The organism is Zoogloea sp. (genome assembly GCF_041914405.1).
In the GTDB taxonomy this organism is placed as follows: Bacteria; Pseudomonadota; Gammaproteobacteria; order Burkholderiales; family Rhodocyclaceae; genus Zoogloea.
This window is the reverse complement of the sequence record NZ_JAYSDK010000001.1, coordinates 76,221-89,179: the sequence shown is the minus strand read 5'-3', so window position 1 is coordinate 89,179 and position 12,959 is coordinate 76,221. Positions and strand designations below refer to the sequence as shown.

The 12,959-nt window shown below is 66.7% G+C and carries 12 protein-coding genes; 5 read left to right on the top strand and 7 right to left on the bottom strand.

Translation table 11 applies throughout. The features are described from left to right. Positions 1-3 precede the first annotated feature (3 nt). The 4 genes from ACE3RX_RS00375 to ACE3RX_RS00360 all read right to left on the bottom strand — a co-directional run bounded on the left by ACE3RX_RS00375 (position 4) and on the right by ACE3RX_RS00360 (position 3,311). Positions 4-1,188, bottom strand: a complete 1,185-nt coding sequence (locus ACE3RX_RS00375; RefSeq protein WP_374479130.1) for a class I SAM-dependent rRNA methyltransferase — start codon at positions 1,186-1,188, stop codon at positions 4-6. A gap of 190 nt (positions 1,189-1,378) precedes the next feature. Continuing rightward, entirely contained in the window at positions 1,379-2,029 is a 651-nt protein-coding gene (locus tag ACE3RX_RS00370; RefSeq protein WP_374479128.1) for a DUF484 family protein, read from the bottom strand. A gap of 32 nt (positions 2,030-2,061) precedes the next feature. After that, positions 2,062-2,901, bottom strand: coding sequence for a diaminopimelate epimerase (gene dapF, locus ACE3RX_RS00365; protein WP_374479126.1), 840 nt, complete (start codon positions 2,899-2,901; stop codon positions 2,062-2,064). Continuing rightward, on the bottom strand, positions 2,898-3,311 hold the full coding sequence (locus ACE3RX_RS00360) for a CoA-binding protein (protein ID WP_374479124.1): 414 nt from the start codon (positions 3,309-3,311) through the stop codon (positions 2,898-2,900). Before ACE3RX_RS00360 ends, dapF begins: the two co-directional genes overlap by 4 nt. Positions 3,312-3,398: 87 nt before the next feature. Here ACE3RX_RS00360 and sppA point away from each other — a divergent pair, with 87 nt between their 5' ends. Continuing rightward, complete coding sequence (gene sppA, locus ACE3RX_RS00355) at positions 3,399-5,234, top strand: signal peptide peptidase SppA (protein WP_374479122.1); 1,836 nt, start codon at positions 3,399-3,401, stop codon at positions 5,232-5,234. A gap of 76 nt (positions 5,235-5,310) precedes the next feature. On the opposite strand, the gene ACE3RX_RS00350 is transcribed toward sppA, so the two are convergent. Further along, positions 5,311-5,649 carry a DUF2782 domain-containing protein gene (locus tag ACE3RX_RS00350; RefSeq protein WP_374479120.1) on the bottom strand — a complete coding sequence of 113 codons (339 nt, stop codon included), beginning with the start codon at positions 5,647-5,649 and terminating at the stop codon, positions 5,311-5,313. Positions 5,650-5,695: 46 nt separating this feature from the next. Further along, positions 5,696-6,421 (bottom strand): TIGR00730 family Rossman fold protein, encoded by a 726-nt coding sequence (locus ACE3RX_RS00345; protein ID WP_374479118.1) that lies wholly within the window; start codon positions 6,419-6,421, stop codon positions 5,696-5,698. 60 nt (positions 6,422-6,481) lie between these two features. On the opposite strand from ACE3RX_RS00345, the gene polA reads away from it, so the two are divergent. Beyond that, the gene (gene polA / locus ACE3RX_RS00340) at positions 6,482-9,205 is read left to right on the top strand and encodes a DNA polymerase I (protein ID WP_374479116.1); all 2,724 of its coding nucleotides are present in this window, start codon (positions 6,482-6,484) and stop codon (positions 9,203-9,205) included. A 61-nt stretch (positions 9,206-9,266) separates the two neighbouring features. Then, positions 9,267-10,574 carry a lytic murein transglycosylase gene (locus ACE3RX_RS00335; RefSeq protein WP_374479114.1) on the top strand — a complete coding sequence of 436 codons (1,308 nt, stop codon included), beginning with the start codon at positions 9,267-9,269 and terminating at the stop codon, positions 10,572-10,574. Here ACE3RX_RS00335 and ACE3RX_RS00330 read toward each other — a convergent pair. Further along, the gene (locus tag ACE3RX_RS00330) at positions 10,497-10,892 is read right to left on the bottom strand and encodes a response regulator (RefSeq protein ID WP_374479112.1); all 396 of its coding nucleotides are present in this window, start codon (positions 10,890-10,892) and stop codon (positions 10,497-10,499) included. The genes ACE3RX_RS00335 and ACE3RX_RS00330 overlap by 78 nt on opposite strands. 118 nt (positions 10,893-11,010) lie before the next feature. On the opposite strand from ACE3RX_RS00330, the gene queF reads away from it, so the two are divergent. Together queF and murB are read left to right on the top strand one after the other, a co-directional pair. After that, entirely contained in the window at positions 11,011-11,856 is an 846-nt protein-coding gene (gene queF / locus ACE3RX_RS00325; protein ID WP_374479110.1) for an NADPH-dependent 7-cyano-7-deazaguanine reductase QueF, read from the top strand. Further along, complete coding sequence (gene murB / locus ACE3RX_RS00320) at positions 11,853-12,905, top strand: UDP-N-acetylmuramate dehydrogenase (RefSeq protein WP_374479108.1); 1,053 nt, start codon at positions 11,853-11,855, stop codon at positions 12,903-12,905. Before queF ends, murB begins: the two co-directional genes overlap by 4 nt. The last annotated feature ends 54 nt before the right edge of the window (positions 12,906-12,959 follow it).

The window sequence follows — 12,959 nt, the reverse complement described above, 5'->3', positions numbered from 1 at the left end:
TTCCTATATCTGACAGGCCAGTCCCTTCAGATATTCGCCTTCCGGAACGGCCAGTCCGATGGGGTGATCGGGGGCTGCGGAAAGGCGGTGCAGGATGCGTGCTTCGACTCCGACGTCGGAGGCTGCTCCGGCAACAATTTTCTGGAAGAGTTCCAGCCCAATGCCGCCGGAGCATGAATAAGTCATCAGGATGCCGCCGGGGTTGAGCAGGCGGAAGCCCAGCAGGTTGATGTCCTTGTAGGCGCGGGCGGCCCGGTCGGCGTGGGCGGCGGACGGGGCGAACTTGGGCGGATCGAGGACGATCAGGTCGAACTTGCGGCCTTCGGCCTTGAAGCCGCGCAGGGCCTGAAAGACGTCGTCTTCGCGCCATTCGGCGCGGCTGGCGTCGAGCTGGGGGTTGAGGGCCAGGTTGCGGGCGGCGGTGGCCAGCGCCGGGCCGGACGAGTCGATGGAGATCACGCTCTTCGCGCCGCCAGCCAGCGCCTGCAGCGAGAAGCCGCCGGTGTAGCAGAAGCAGTTGAGCACGTCGCGGCCCGCCGACAGCTGACCGGTGAGCAGACGGTTTTCCCGTTGATCGAGGTAGAAGCCGGTCTTGTGGCCACTGACCACATCCACTTCCATGCGCACGCCGTTCTCGACGATGCTCAGCGTGGCCGGCAGTTCGCCATGGACCAGGCCGGTGACCGGGCCAAGGCCCTCGAGCTTGCGCACGTCCGAATCGGAGCGTTCATAGACGGTGCTGCAGCCGGTGGCCTGGACCAGACCGGCGACGATCGCATCGCGCCACTTGTCGGCGCCTGCACTGGTCAATTGGACGACGACGACAGGGCCGAAGCGGTCGGCGATGACTCCGGGCAGTCCGTCGGACTCGCCGTGGATCAGGCGTACCCCGTCCTGTCCGGCCAGCCACGGATGGGCAGCCCGCCGCGCCACCGATGCGGCCACGGCGCGCTTGATGAAGGCATGGTCCACCGATTGATCGCAGTCGAAGGTCCACACCCGAGCACGGATCTGCGATTCCGGCGACCATGCGGCCCGTGCCAGCGCCCGCCCGTCTGCATCCTTCACCAGCACCGTATCCCCAGGCCGCGCCCGCCCCTCCAGCCGATCCACGGAGCCGGCAAAAATCCAGGGGTGACGGCGCAGGACGGAACGTTCCTTGCCGGGTTTGAGAATGAGATCGGTCATGACAGTGGCGCTATGAAAATGAGGAGCAGACAGAAGGGGACAAACAAGGAAAACAACAGAGCAACAACACCCTCGGTTAGGTGCAGAAGGCGTAGCGAGCGGTGCGAGGTCGCAACCAAAAGCGCGGCCGTACTAGAGGACGGCGAGCATCACAGTTGCGAGATCGGGTGGCGCAGTAGCCTTATGCCCCCTAGCCGAGTTGGCGGACGAGGGCGGCGCTGACCATCTCGCCGATGCGCGTGACGTACAAAGTACCCATTTCAGGATAGAACCTCTCCGGGTCTTCGCTGCCCATTGCGAGCATGCCGAAGGTCTGTTCGTCGCGGCGCAGGGGCACCAGTGCCACCGAGCGGATCAGCCGGCTCGCCGGGCCGAACCAGGCGGTGGCCTCGCGTAGCGCCGGGGTGCCGCAGTAGGGCTGCATCAGGTCGCCACTGAAGAAACGGACCTCCTCGCCGACAGGCAGGAATTCCGGTCCATTGCGGGTCAGCACGCTGTTCCAGACGCGGAAGGCCACGTGGGGCACGGCGAAGTCCTCCTGCAGGTGCAGGTAGATGACGTGGCGGATCGCCTCGAAGTCCTCGGCTTCCAGCAGCGAGACGGTCAGGCGATGGACCTTGGCGCTGATGCCGTCGTTCTCCTCGCCGAAGGACAGCAGCTCGGCGAACTTGTCCTCCAGGTGGGCGATGCGGTCGCGCAGGGCGATCAACTGGCGCTCGGTGAGGGAGATTGCGTGGCCGGTGTGCGGGTGGCTCACCTTCAGGTCGGTCAGAAGGGTCGAGTGTTCGTCGAAGAAGTCGGGATTCTCCTGCAGGAACTGGACGACGTCGGAAGGGTTCATGGCGTTCGGGCCGGTGCGGCGCAGGTGAGGGTTCAGGGGAGCGTCAGCTCACCCGAAAAGACGGTGACCGCCGGGCCGGTCATCATGACCGGGGTGCCGATACCGTTCCACGCGATGGTGAGTTCGCCGCCACGGGTCTCGACGGTGACCGGGGAGACCACCAGCTCGCGCAGGATGCCCGCCACCACCGCCGCGCAGGCTCCCGTGCCACAGGCCAGGGTTTCGCCGGCGCCGCGTTCGTAGACCCGCAGGCGTACCCGATGTTCATCGACGACCTGCAAAAAGCCGGCATTGACCCGCGCCGGGAAGCGCGGATGGTTTTCGATCAACGGGCCCTGGACGGCCACCGGGGCGCTGTCCACGTCGGCCACCACCTGCACGGCGTGGGGGTTGCCCATGCTGACCGCGGTGATCGCGACGGCCGTGCCGGCCACGTCGAGGGGCTGAACATAGGCGTCGGAGTCGCTGACGAAAGGCACGTCGGCCGGCTTGAGGACCGGTACGCCCATGTCGACGGTGACGTTGCCGTCCGCTTCGAGGCGAGGGGCGATGATGCCCTTCTTGGTCTCGACGCGGATTTCCTGTTTGTCGGTGAGGCCCTGGTCGAAGACGAAGCGTGCGAAGCAGCGGGCGCCGTTGCCGCACTGTTCCACCTCGCCGCCATCGGCGTTGAAGATGCGGTAGCGGAAGTCCACGCCAGGGGTTTGAGCCGGCTCGACGACCAGCAACTGGTCGCAGCCGACGCCGAAGTGGCGGTCGGCCAGGTGGCGGACTTGCTCCTCGGTGAGCTGGATGTCCTGGCGCACGGCGTCGATCATCACGAAGTCGTTGCCGAGGCCCTGCATCTTGGTAAAGGCGAGTTTCTTGCTCATGGGATAAAATCCAGATAGTCGCGCCAGACGCAGCGGTCCATCACGACGGTGATGCCTGCCGAGCGGGCCCGCTCGGCTGCTTGTTCGTTGATCACGCCGTCCTGCAGCCACAGGCGCTTGATGCCCAGCGCGATGCATTCGTCCACGATCGGATCGATCTGGTCGGCGGAGCGGAACACGTCCACCAGGTCTACCGGGTGCGGGATGTCGGAGAGATTCGGATAGGCCTTTTCACCGAGAACTTCGGCAACGGCCGGCCGAACCGGTACGATTCGGTACCCGAAGCCCTGCATGCCCCTGGCGACCCGATAGCTCGGGCGGTCGGGGCGCGGCGACAGGCCGACCACGGCGATCGTCTTGACCTCCTGCAGCAGGCTGCGGATCTGGTCGGGCGGGGGATTGGTAAACATGGCGGGATTCTACCGGATTGGTGGATTGCAGAAAGCGTGCGGGCGTCCGCAGGGAGTGGGGCCGTGAGGCCCGGTTTGGAGAAAGCAATGGAGCGCAATGCACGGCCTGGTGTCGTGAGACGGGGGTTTTCGTTCTTGTGGCAGGCGATCGATCGCCTGCGGCAGGCGAGTCTCAACGTGTTGTTCATCGCCGTGGTGGTGTTCGTGGTCGGCGGCTGGTGGGCGGCCCGGCCGGCACCCTTGCCGAGCGATGCGGCGCTGCTGGTGGCGCCGGTCGGACAGCTGGTGGAGCAGCGCAGCGCGCGCAGCCCGATGGGGGTGCTGCAGGGCGTCGAGGGCATTCATCAGGTACTGCTGCGCGACGTGGTGGATGGCATCCGTGCCGCCGCCACCGATTCGCGCATCAAGGCGCTCGTCATCGAGACTGACGGCTTGTCCGGAGCGGGCCTGGCCAAGCTGCAGGAAATCGCCGCGGCGATCGGTGAGTTCCGTCAGGCCGGCAAGAAGGTCTATGCCTACGGCAAGCGTTTCGACCAGGGCCAGTACCACCTGGCTTCACGTGCCGACGAGGTTTTTGTCAATCCCGACGGCTATGTGCTGCTGTCCGGTTTCGGGCGCTTTCCCACCTATTTCAAGGGCTTGTTCGATCAGGTCGGTGTGAAGATGCAGGTCTTCCGCGTCGGCACATACAAGTCCTTCGTCGAGCCCTATACCCGCAGCGACATGTCGCCGGAGGATCGGGAGGCCACCAAGGCCTACCTGGATGCCGCCTGGCAGGCTTACCAGGCGGACATCGCGGCAGCCCGTCCGAAGGCCGGGGCCAATCTGGCCGCCTATGTCGGCGAGGCGCCGGCACGCCTGGCCGAAGCGGGCGGCGACGCGGCCAAGATGGCACACAGCGCCGGCCTGGTGGATGGCCTGAAGACTGCCGACCAGTGGCGTGACTTCCTGAAGCAGAAGGTCGGTGCGACGGACGACGGCAAGGGCTATCGTCACGTTGATCTGGCCACCTACGTGGCCCGCGTGCGTGACGAGCAGGCCCATCCGGCCGACAAGGTCGGCGTGGTCGTAGCCCAGGGCGCGATCGTCGACGGCGAGCAGCCGCCCGGCGTGGTCGGCGGCGACACCGTGGCCGGCCTGATCCGCCAGGCCCGCGAGGACAAGGCCGTCAAGGCGGTGGTGTTGCGCGTGGACAGCCCCGGAGGCAGCGCGACGGCGTCGGAAGTGATCCGCCGCGAACTGGAGCTGACCCGCGAGGCTGGCAAGCCGGTGATCGTCTCGATGGGCTCGGTGGCGGCGTCCGGTGGCTACTGGATCAGCATGGCAGCCGACGAGGTGTGGGCCAGCCCGACCACCATCACTGGCTCGATCGGCATCTTTGCGATGATGCCGGATATCTCCGGCCCGATGGCCAGGCTGGGCCTGGCGGTGGATGGTGTCGGCACCACCGCGCTGGCGGGTGGCCTCGACCCACGCCGGCCCCTTGATCCGCAGGTCGCCAACCTGTTGCAGCAGAACATTGAGTTTGGCTACCGGCGTTTCATCGAACTGGTTGGTAAGAACCGCAAGATGTCGGTGGAGGCCGTAGACCAGGTCGCGCAAGGGCGGGTGTGGATGGGCAGCCAAGCCCGCGAGAAAGGCCTGGTGGACAAGCTCGGCTACTTCGACTCGGCCCTCAAGGCCGCCGCTGCCCGGGCCGGTCTGAAGGACTACGACGTGAGCTATGTGGAGAAGCCCCTGTCACCCCGCGACCAGCTGCTGCTGCGTCTGCTCGACAGCGGCGAGGAAGAAACCCGCGGCGCGGCGCGTTCGGTGTCGGTGGTGGAGCAGGCGCTGGCGAAGATCCGCAGCGAGCTGGCTGGTCTGGCCCTGTGGAACGACCCCGGCAACGTCTATCTGCATTGCCTGTGTGAGGCGCCGTAAGGGCGGCAGGAGTCGGAGAAAAAATGGGCAGCCTGCGGGCTGCCCATTTTTATTGGCGGCTTCCTGGGTCAGCGGCTCACCAGCGTTTGATGACCCACTTCGGCACGCGCAGGCCGGTGTCCTGGGCGCTGCGACGGGTGAAGTCGCCCTGGCCGACGTCGTCGTAGAGGTAGTAGGCCGGGCCGTTGGGCGGCGTTACCTTGATCATGTAGAGCTGGCCGTTGACGCGGTATTCCTCGACGGTATCTTCGCCCTTCTTGACGATGGTGACCTGGGGTTCCTGCTCCTGGTCCAACTCCATGCCGGGCGGCGGCGGCGGGGGCTCGGGCAGGGGTTCGAGTTTCGGGGGCTGCTGGGCCCAGGCGGATGCGGTGACGGCGATCAGCAGGGTGGCGAAATGGCTAACGCGGGGCATGAAGGTCTCCTGACTATGCCGTGATTGTAAGCTGCGGGGCTGCCCATTAGAGATTGAGCATCAGCTCGTGCTCTTCCGGCAGCGGCAGGAAGCCGCGGCTCTGGTAATGGTTGAAGATCGCGTCCACCACCTTCTCGGGTTCGTCGATGACCTGGACCAGGTTGAGGTCGTCGGGGTTGATCATGCCTTCGTCCACCAGCCGTTCCTTGAACCAGTCGATCAGCCCGCGCCAGAAGGGCTCGTGGACCAGGATCACCGGGATCTTGCGGCTCTTGCCGGTCTGGATCAGGGTCATCGCCTCCAGCAACTCGTCCAGTGTGCCGAAGCCGCCGGGCATCACCACGTAGGCCACCGCGAACTTCACGAACATGAACTTGCGCGCGAAGAAGTGCTGGAAGGTCTGGGAGATGTCCTGGTACGGGTTGGCCTGCTGCTCCATTGGCAGCTGGATGTTCAGCCCGACGCTCGGCGACTTGCCGAAATAGGCGCCCTTGTTGGCGGCCTCCATGATGCCGGGGCCGCCGCCGGAGATCACCGAGAAGCCGGCGTCGGACAGCAGGCGCGCGATGCGTTCGGTCTTTTCGTAGTACGGATGATCGGGCTTGGTGCGGGCGCTGCCGAAGATCGAGACGGCCGGGCGGATCGGTTTCAGGCGTTCGGTCGCTTCGACGAACTCTGCCATAATTCCGAAAATCCGCCACGACTCCCTGGCCGTGAAGTTCTGCGCCGCCGTATTCGGCATCATCCGGGGGAGTTTGTCTTTTGCAGTCATTTTTCTTGTAAGGAGTGAGGGGTGAGGGGTGAGGTTCCGCCTGCTCTGCCTCGCGAAGCCATGCCGACCCTGTTGCTCGTTGACGGTTCCAGTTACCTGTACCGTGCCTTTCATGCCTTGCCCGACCTGCGCAATTCGGCGGGAGAGCCCACCGGTGCGGTGCGCGGGGTCCTTTCCATGCTACGTCGGCTCGAATCCGACTACAAGGCGGAATACCGCGCTTGCGTATTCGATGCCAAGGGCAAGACCTTCCGCGACGACTGGTTCCCCGACTACAAGGCCCAGCGTCCGCCGATGCCGGACGACCTGCGCGCCCAGATCGAGCCGCTGCACGAGGCCGTGAAGGCAGAAGGCTGGCCGCTGCTGGTGGAAGAGGGCGTCGAGGCCGACGACGTGATCGGTACCTTGACCCGCCGCGCCGTCGAGGCCGGCTGGGAGGTCGTCATCTCCACCGGCGACAAGGATCTGACCCAGCTCGTCCAGCCCGGCGTGCGCTGGGTGAACACGATGAGCGAGGAAGTCCTCGACGAAGCCGGCGTGACCGCCAAGTTCGGTGTGCCGCCGAATCTGATCGTCGATTACCTGACCCTGATCGGCGACACCGTGGACAACGTGCCCGGCGTCGAGAAGTGTGGTCCCAAGACCGCGGTGAAGTGGCTCACCGAGTACGGCAACCTGGACAACCTGGTCGCCAATGCCGACAAGGTCGGCGGCAAGGTCGGCGAGAACCTGCGCAAGCACCTGGACTTCCTGCCCCTCGGCCGCAAGCTGGTCACCGTCGTCACCGACCTGCCGTTGCCGGTCGGCCCTGCCGACCTGCCGGCGCGGGAGGACGACAAGGAGGCGCTGGCGGCAATCTACCGGCGCATGGAATTCAAGGGCTGGCTGAAGGAACTGGAGCAGGGCGTGCACCGCGCTGCGCCTGCCACCGTCGAGGCTCCGCAGGTCGTCGCGCCCCAGGGCGAGCCGGGTGCCCACCGTACCGGCTACGAGACGCTGCTCGACTGGGCCGCCTTCGACGCGTGGCTGGCGAAGATTTCCGCTGCCGAACTCACCGCCTTCGACACCGAGACCACCGGCCTCGACCCGCTGGTCGCCACCCTGGTCGGCATGTCCTTCGCCACCGTCGAGGGCGAGGCGGCCTACCTCCCGCTGGCCCACACTTACGCCGATGCGCCGGCCCAGCTGCCGCTGGCCGAGGTGCTTGCCAAGCTGAAGCCCTGGCTGGAGTCCGACGCCCACCGCAAGCTCGGCCAGAACCTCAAGTACGACGCCCACATCCTGGCCAATCACGGTATCGCGCTGGCTGGCATCGCGGAGGACACGCTGCTCGAGTCCTACGTGCTGGAGAGCGACAAGTCCCATGACATGGACTCCCTGGCCAGCCGCCACCTGGGCCTCAAGACGCTGACCTACGCCGAAGTGTGCGGCAAGGGCGCCAAGCAGATCGGCTTCGGCGAGGTCGAGTTGGCCCGCGCCACCGAATATGCCGCCGAGGACGCCGACATCACGCTGCGCCTGCACAACGCGCTGACCGCCCAGCTGGCCGCCGAACCGGGCCTCGCCGCGCTTTACCGGGACGTGGAGCTGCCCACCGCGCGGGTGCTCTTCGAGATGGAGCGCAATGGCGTGCTGATCGACGATTTCCTGCTCGCCCAGCATTCCGAGGAGCTCGGCCGTCGCCTGCACGAACTGGAGCAACAGGCTCATGAACTGGCCGGCCAGCCCTTCAACCTGGGCTCGCCCAAGCAGCTCGGCGAGATCCTGTTCACCAAGCTGGGCCTGCCGGTGGTCAAGAAGACCGCCACCGGCCAGCCGTCCACCGACGAAGACGTGCTGACCCAGCTCGCCGACGACTATCCGCTGCCCAAGCTGCTGCTGGAGCACCGCAGCCTGGCCAAGCTGAAGAACACCTACACCGATAAGCTGCCGCTGATGGTCAACCCGAAGACCGGCCGCGTGCACACCAGCTTCAGCCAGGCGGTGGCGGTCACCGGGCGGCTCGCCAGCTCCGAACCCAACCTGCAGAACATTCCGATCCGCACGCCTGAAGGGCGCCGCATCCGGGCTGCCTTCATCGCCCCGGCCGGCCACAAGATCGTGTCGGCGGACTACTCGCAGATCGAACTGCGCATCATGGCCCACCTGTCTGGCGACAAGGGCCTGCTCGACGCCTTCGCCCACGGCGAGGACGTGCACCGCGCCACCGCCGCCGAGATCTTTGGCGTCACGCCGCTGGAGGTCACCAGCGAGCAGCGCCGCTACGCCAAGGTGATCAACTTCGGCCTGATCTACGGCATGAGCGCCCACGGCCTGGCCAAGAACCTGGGCATCGAGCGGGTCGCCGCGGCCAACTACATCGACCGCTACTTCGCGCGCTACCCCGGCGTTGCCGCCTACATGGAACGCACCCGCCTGGAAGCCAAGACCAACGGTTACGTCGAGACGGTGTTCGGCCGCCGCCTGCATCTGCCGGACATCCGTGCCCAGCAGGTCGGGCGCCGCCAGGCCGCCGAGCGGGCGGCGATCAACGCGCCGATGCAGGGCACCGCCGCCGACCTGATCAAGAAGGCGATGATCGCCACCTCGGCCTGGTTGAAGGAGGCCGGCGTCAAGTCGCGCCTGATCCTGCAGGTGCACGACGAACTGGTGCTCGAAGTGCCGGACGACGAGGTCGCGTTGATCCGCGAGCAGCTGCCAAGGCTGATGGCCGGCGTGGCGCAACTTTCGGTGCCGCTGGTGGCCGAAGTGGGCGTCGGCGCCAACTGGGACGAAGCGCATTGAAGTGCCCCGAGGTTGCCGAACGATGCAATCCAGCATGCCAGTGTCCGGGAAACCACGCGAAATGAATGCGAAGCTCCCTGTGGGGGCGAATTCATTCGCCCGCCGCTCCATCCGTGCGCTCCGGCGCCTGTCCGCCCCCTTGCTGGCCGTCGCCCTGACGACCGTTGCCCACGCCCAGGCCGCACCCGACCCGGCTGGCTTCGCCCCCTGCGTGGCCGGCCTGAAGGCCGCCGCGGTGGCCCGCGGCGTGTCGCCGGAAGGCTATGAGCGCCTCACCGCCAGCCTCGTGCCGGACATGAAGGTGCTGGATCTGCTCGACTACCAGCCGGAGTTCCGCACCCCGATCTGGGATTACCTCGCCGGTCTGGTGGACGACGAGCGCATCGCCGACGGCCAGGCCATGCTCGCCCAGTGGGGCGACACGCTGGCGGCGGTGGCGGCCCGCTTCCACGTCGATCCCGCCACTGTCGTTGCCGTGTGGGGCGTGGAGAGCAACTTCGGTCGCAACTTCGGCTCCCGGCCGCTGCTCACCTCGCTATCCACACTGTCCTGCTACGGGCGGCGCCAAGCCTATTTCCGCGGCGAGTTCTACGATGCGCTGAAGATCGTCGATAGCGGCGACGTCAGCGTTGATCAGCTCACGGGCTCATGGGCCGGCGCCTTCGGCCACACCCAGTTCATGCCGTCCACCTTCCTGCGCCTGGCCGTGGACTTCGATGGCGACGGCCGCCGCGATCTGGTTGGCAGCGTTTCCGACGCGCTGGCGTCCACCGCCAACTTCCTGAAGAAGGCAGGCTGGCGTGAAGACGAGGTGTGGGGCTACGAAGTGCGGCTGCCGGCCGGTTTCGATGCCAGTGGCGCCGGGCGGCGCAACAAGCAGCCGCTGGCCGCATGGAGCGCCCGTGGCCTGACGCGCATCGACGGCTCACCGCTCGACGGCACCGGCAACGCCGGTCTGCTGCTGCCGGCCGGGCCGAAGGGGCCGGCCTTCCTGGTGTTCCGCAACTTCGACGCGATCTACGGCTACAACGCTGCCGAGAGCTACGCACTGGCCATTGCCCACCTGTCCGATCGCCTGCGCGGCGGCGGGCCTTTCGTCACTCCGTGGCCGACCGACGATGCCGGTTTGTCCCGCGCTGAGCGGCGCGAGCTGCAGACGCTGCTGGCCGCCCGAGGCCACGCCATCGGTACGGTGGACGGCATGCTCGGCGACGCCAGCCGGGCGGCGATCCGCATCGAGCAGCAGCGTCTTGGCCAGTCGGTCGATGGGCGTGGTGGGCAGAAGCTCCTGTCAGCCCTTCGACGGGAAGGCGGCACGGGGCAGCCGCTGCAGCAGGATGGCCTCGATGCGCCGGCGCAGGGCCGGTAGCTGGAAGGGCTTCAGCACATAGCCCTGGATGTCGAGGGCCAGCATTGCGCCAACCTGATCGCGGGCCCCCTCGGCGGTGAGGACGATGATGCGGGTTTCAGGGTCCTCGGCACGGATGTGCTTGATCAGCTCGTCGCCGCGCATGCCCGGCATGTTCCAGTCGGTGACGACCAGATCAGGTTGCTCCTGGCGGCAGAGCTCCAGCGCCCGTGCGCCATTGGGGGCTTCGAGGATCGAGTAGTTCAGCGGGGCAATGGCAGCCCGCACGAAGCCGCGGATCGTCGCGACGTCATCGACGATGAGGACCTTGTAAGTCATGCTGTGATGCAGGTAAGCGGAGTCGTCACATTAACGGAGCGTCGGCGGCCGAGCTTGAAAACATTGTGTCCTGTACGCCCGGACGGCCGGCGGCGGCGTGAGCCAGTACAATGCCAGGATGTCTACGAAACATCCCGCCCATCCCGACGCGTCGCCCCTCGGCAAGCCGGTGGCCTACGCCGAGCACTACGCGCCGGAGTTGCTGTTCCCGATCGCCCGCCAGGGCAAGCGTGACGAGATCGGCCTGGCCGACGGCGTGCTGCCCTTTGTCGGCGAGGACCTGTGGAACGCCTACGAACTGTCCTGGCTCGATCCCCGCGGCAAGCCGGTGGTGGCGCTGGCCAGCTTCCGGGTGCCGGCTGATTCGCCGAACATTGTCGAGTCCAAGTCCTTCAAGCTGTACCTGAACTCCTTCAACCAGACCCGCGTGGACAGCGTCGCCGACCTCGGCAAGACCCTCGCCCGCGATCTGTCGGATGCCGTCGGTGCGCAGGTGACGGTTCAGGTCGAGCCCCTCAGCACCCGCCCGGAGCGGACCATCGGCTACCCCGACGGCGTGCTGCTCGACACCCTCGACATCGACATCGACCGCTACACCCCCGATCCGTCCCTGCTGAAGGCCGACCACGGCGCGCCGGAAGTCGGCGAGACCCTGTATTCCCACCTCCTCAAGTCCAACTGCCTGGTCACCGGCCAGCCCGACTGGGCGATGGTGGTGGTGCGCTACTACGGCGCTCCGATCGACCGGGAGGCGCTGTTGCGCTACATCGTGTCCTTCCGCCAGCACAACGAGTTCCACGAGCAGTGCGTCGAGCGGATCTTCGTGGACATCCTGCGTGAGTGCCGGCCGTCCAAGCTGTCCGTGTGGGCGCGCTACACCCGCCGTGGCGGGCTGGATATCAACCCCTACCGCCGCACGCCGGGACTGCCCGCGCCGGCGCCCGTCGCCGAGGTTCGCCAATGAGCCATGTCGCCAACGCCATCGACCTGCTGCGCCAGGACGTTGCCCTCGACACGCTGAACACCCTGCGCCTGCCGGCCCGCGCGGCCTGGTTTGCCGCCGTGGATCATGTGGATGCGCTACGCGCGGTGCTCGACGATCCGCGTATCGCCGGCTTGCCGAAGCTGGTTATTGGTGGTGGCTCCAACCTGGTGCTGACCGGTGATTTTCCCGGCCTGGTGCTGCACGTGGCTTTCCACGGGCGCAGCCGGGTGCAGGAGGACGCCGACGCCTTCTACATCCGCGCCGGCGGCGGCGAAAACTGGCACGACTTCGTCCGGTGGACGCTGGAAATGGGCTGGCCGGGCCTCGAGAACCTGTCCCTGATCCCCGGCACCGTCGGTGCCGCGCCGGTGCAGAACATCGGCGCCTACGGCCTCGAGATGGCCGAACACTTCTACAGCCTGCGTGCCTACGATCTGGAAACCGGCAAGACGGTGGGCTTCGACAAGCGCGACTGCGCCTTCGGCTACCGGGACAGCTTCTTCAAGCAGGCCGGCAAGGGCCGCTACCTGATTGCCGCGGTCACCTTCCGCCTGCCCAAGGCCTGGAAGGCCGTCACCGGCTATGCCGACGTGGCCAAGGAACTCGACGCCCAGGGCATCACCACGCCGACACCGCTGCAGGTGTCGGACGCGGTCGTCGCGATCCGCCGTCGCAAGCTGCCGGATCCGGCCGAGATCGGCAACGCCGGCAGCTTCTTCAAGAATCCGGTGGTCGATGCTGAGACCTACGTCCGCCTGGCCGCGCAGCATCCCGGCCTGCCCCATTACCCCCAGGCCGACGGCCGGGTGAAGCTGGCTGCCGGCTGGCTCATCGATCAGGCCGGCTGGAAAGGCCGCCGCCTCGGCCCGGTGGGCTGCTACGACAAGCAAGCTCTGGTGCTGGTAAACCACGGTGGAGCCACCGGCACCGATGTGATCGCTGCCTGCAATGCAGTGCGCGCCGATGTGTTCGCCCGTTTCGGGGTCGAACTGGAACCGGAGCCCGTTTTTGCGGGTGTCGGGTCGTAATCGAGGGCGGATGAATTATCCCTCATGGGTTCCTGCCCTAAAGCTTTTCGGTGC

Bases quoted from the DNA above. Each gene is read 5' to 3' on its own strand.
- sppA (WP_374479122.1), top strand. From the start codon at position 3,399: ATGGAGCGCAATGCACGGCCTGGTGTCGTGAGACGGGGGTTTTCGTTC.
- ACE3RX_RS00370 (WP_374479128.1), bottom strand. From the start codon at position 2,029: ATGAACCCTTCCGACGTCGTCCAGTTCCTGCAGGAGAATCCCGACTTC.
- dapF (WP_374479126.1), bottom strand. From the start codon at position 2,901: ATGAGCAAGAAACTCGCCTTTACCAAGATGCAGGGCCTCGGCAACGAC.
- ACE3RX_RS00350 (WP_374479120.1), bottom strand. From the start codon at position 5,649: ATGCCCCGCGTTAGCCATTTCGCCACCCTGCTGATCGCCGTCACCGCA.
- polA (WP_374479116.1), top strand. From the start codon at position 6,482: ATGCCGACCCTGTTGCTCGTTGACGGTTCCAGTTACCTGTACCGTGCC.
- queF (WP_374479110.1), top strand. From the start codon at position 11,011: ATGTCTACGAAACATCCCGCCCATCCCGACGCGTCGCCCCTCGGCAAG.
- ACE3RX_RS00330 (WP_374479112.1), bottom strand. From the start codon at position 10,892: ATGACTTACAAGGTCCTCATCGTCGATGACGTCGCGACGATCCGCGGC.
- ACE3RX_RS00335 (WP_374479114.1), top strand. From the start codon at position 9,267: ATGAATGCGAAGCTCCCTGTGGGGGCGAATTCATTCGCCCGCCGCTCC.
- ACE3RX_RS00345 (WP_374479118.1), bottom strand. From the start codon at position 6,421: ATGACTGCAAAAGACAAACTCCCCCGGATGATGCCGAATACGGCGGCG.
- murB (WP_374479108.1), top strand. From the start codon at position 11,853: ATGAGCCATGTCGCCAACGCCATCGACCTGCTGCGCCAGGACGTTGCC.
- ACE3RX_RS00375 (WP_374479130.1), bottom strand. From the start codon at position 1,188: ATGACCGATCTCATTCTCAAACCCGGCAAGGAACGTTCCGTCCTGCGC.
- ACE3RX_RS00360 (WP_374479124.1), bottom strand. From the start codon at position 3,311: ATGTTTACCAATCCCCCGCCCGACCAGATCCGCAGCCTGCTGCAGGAG.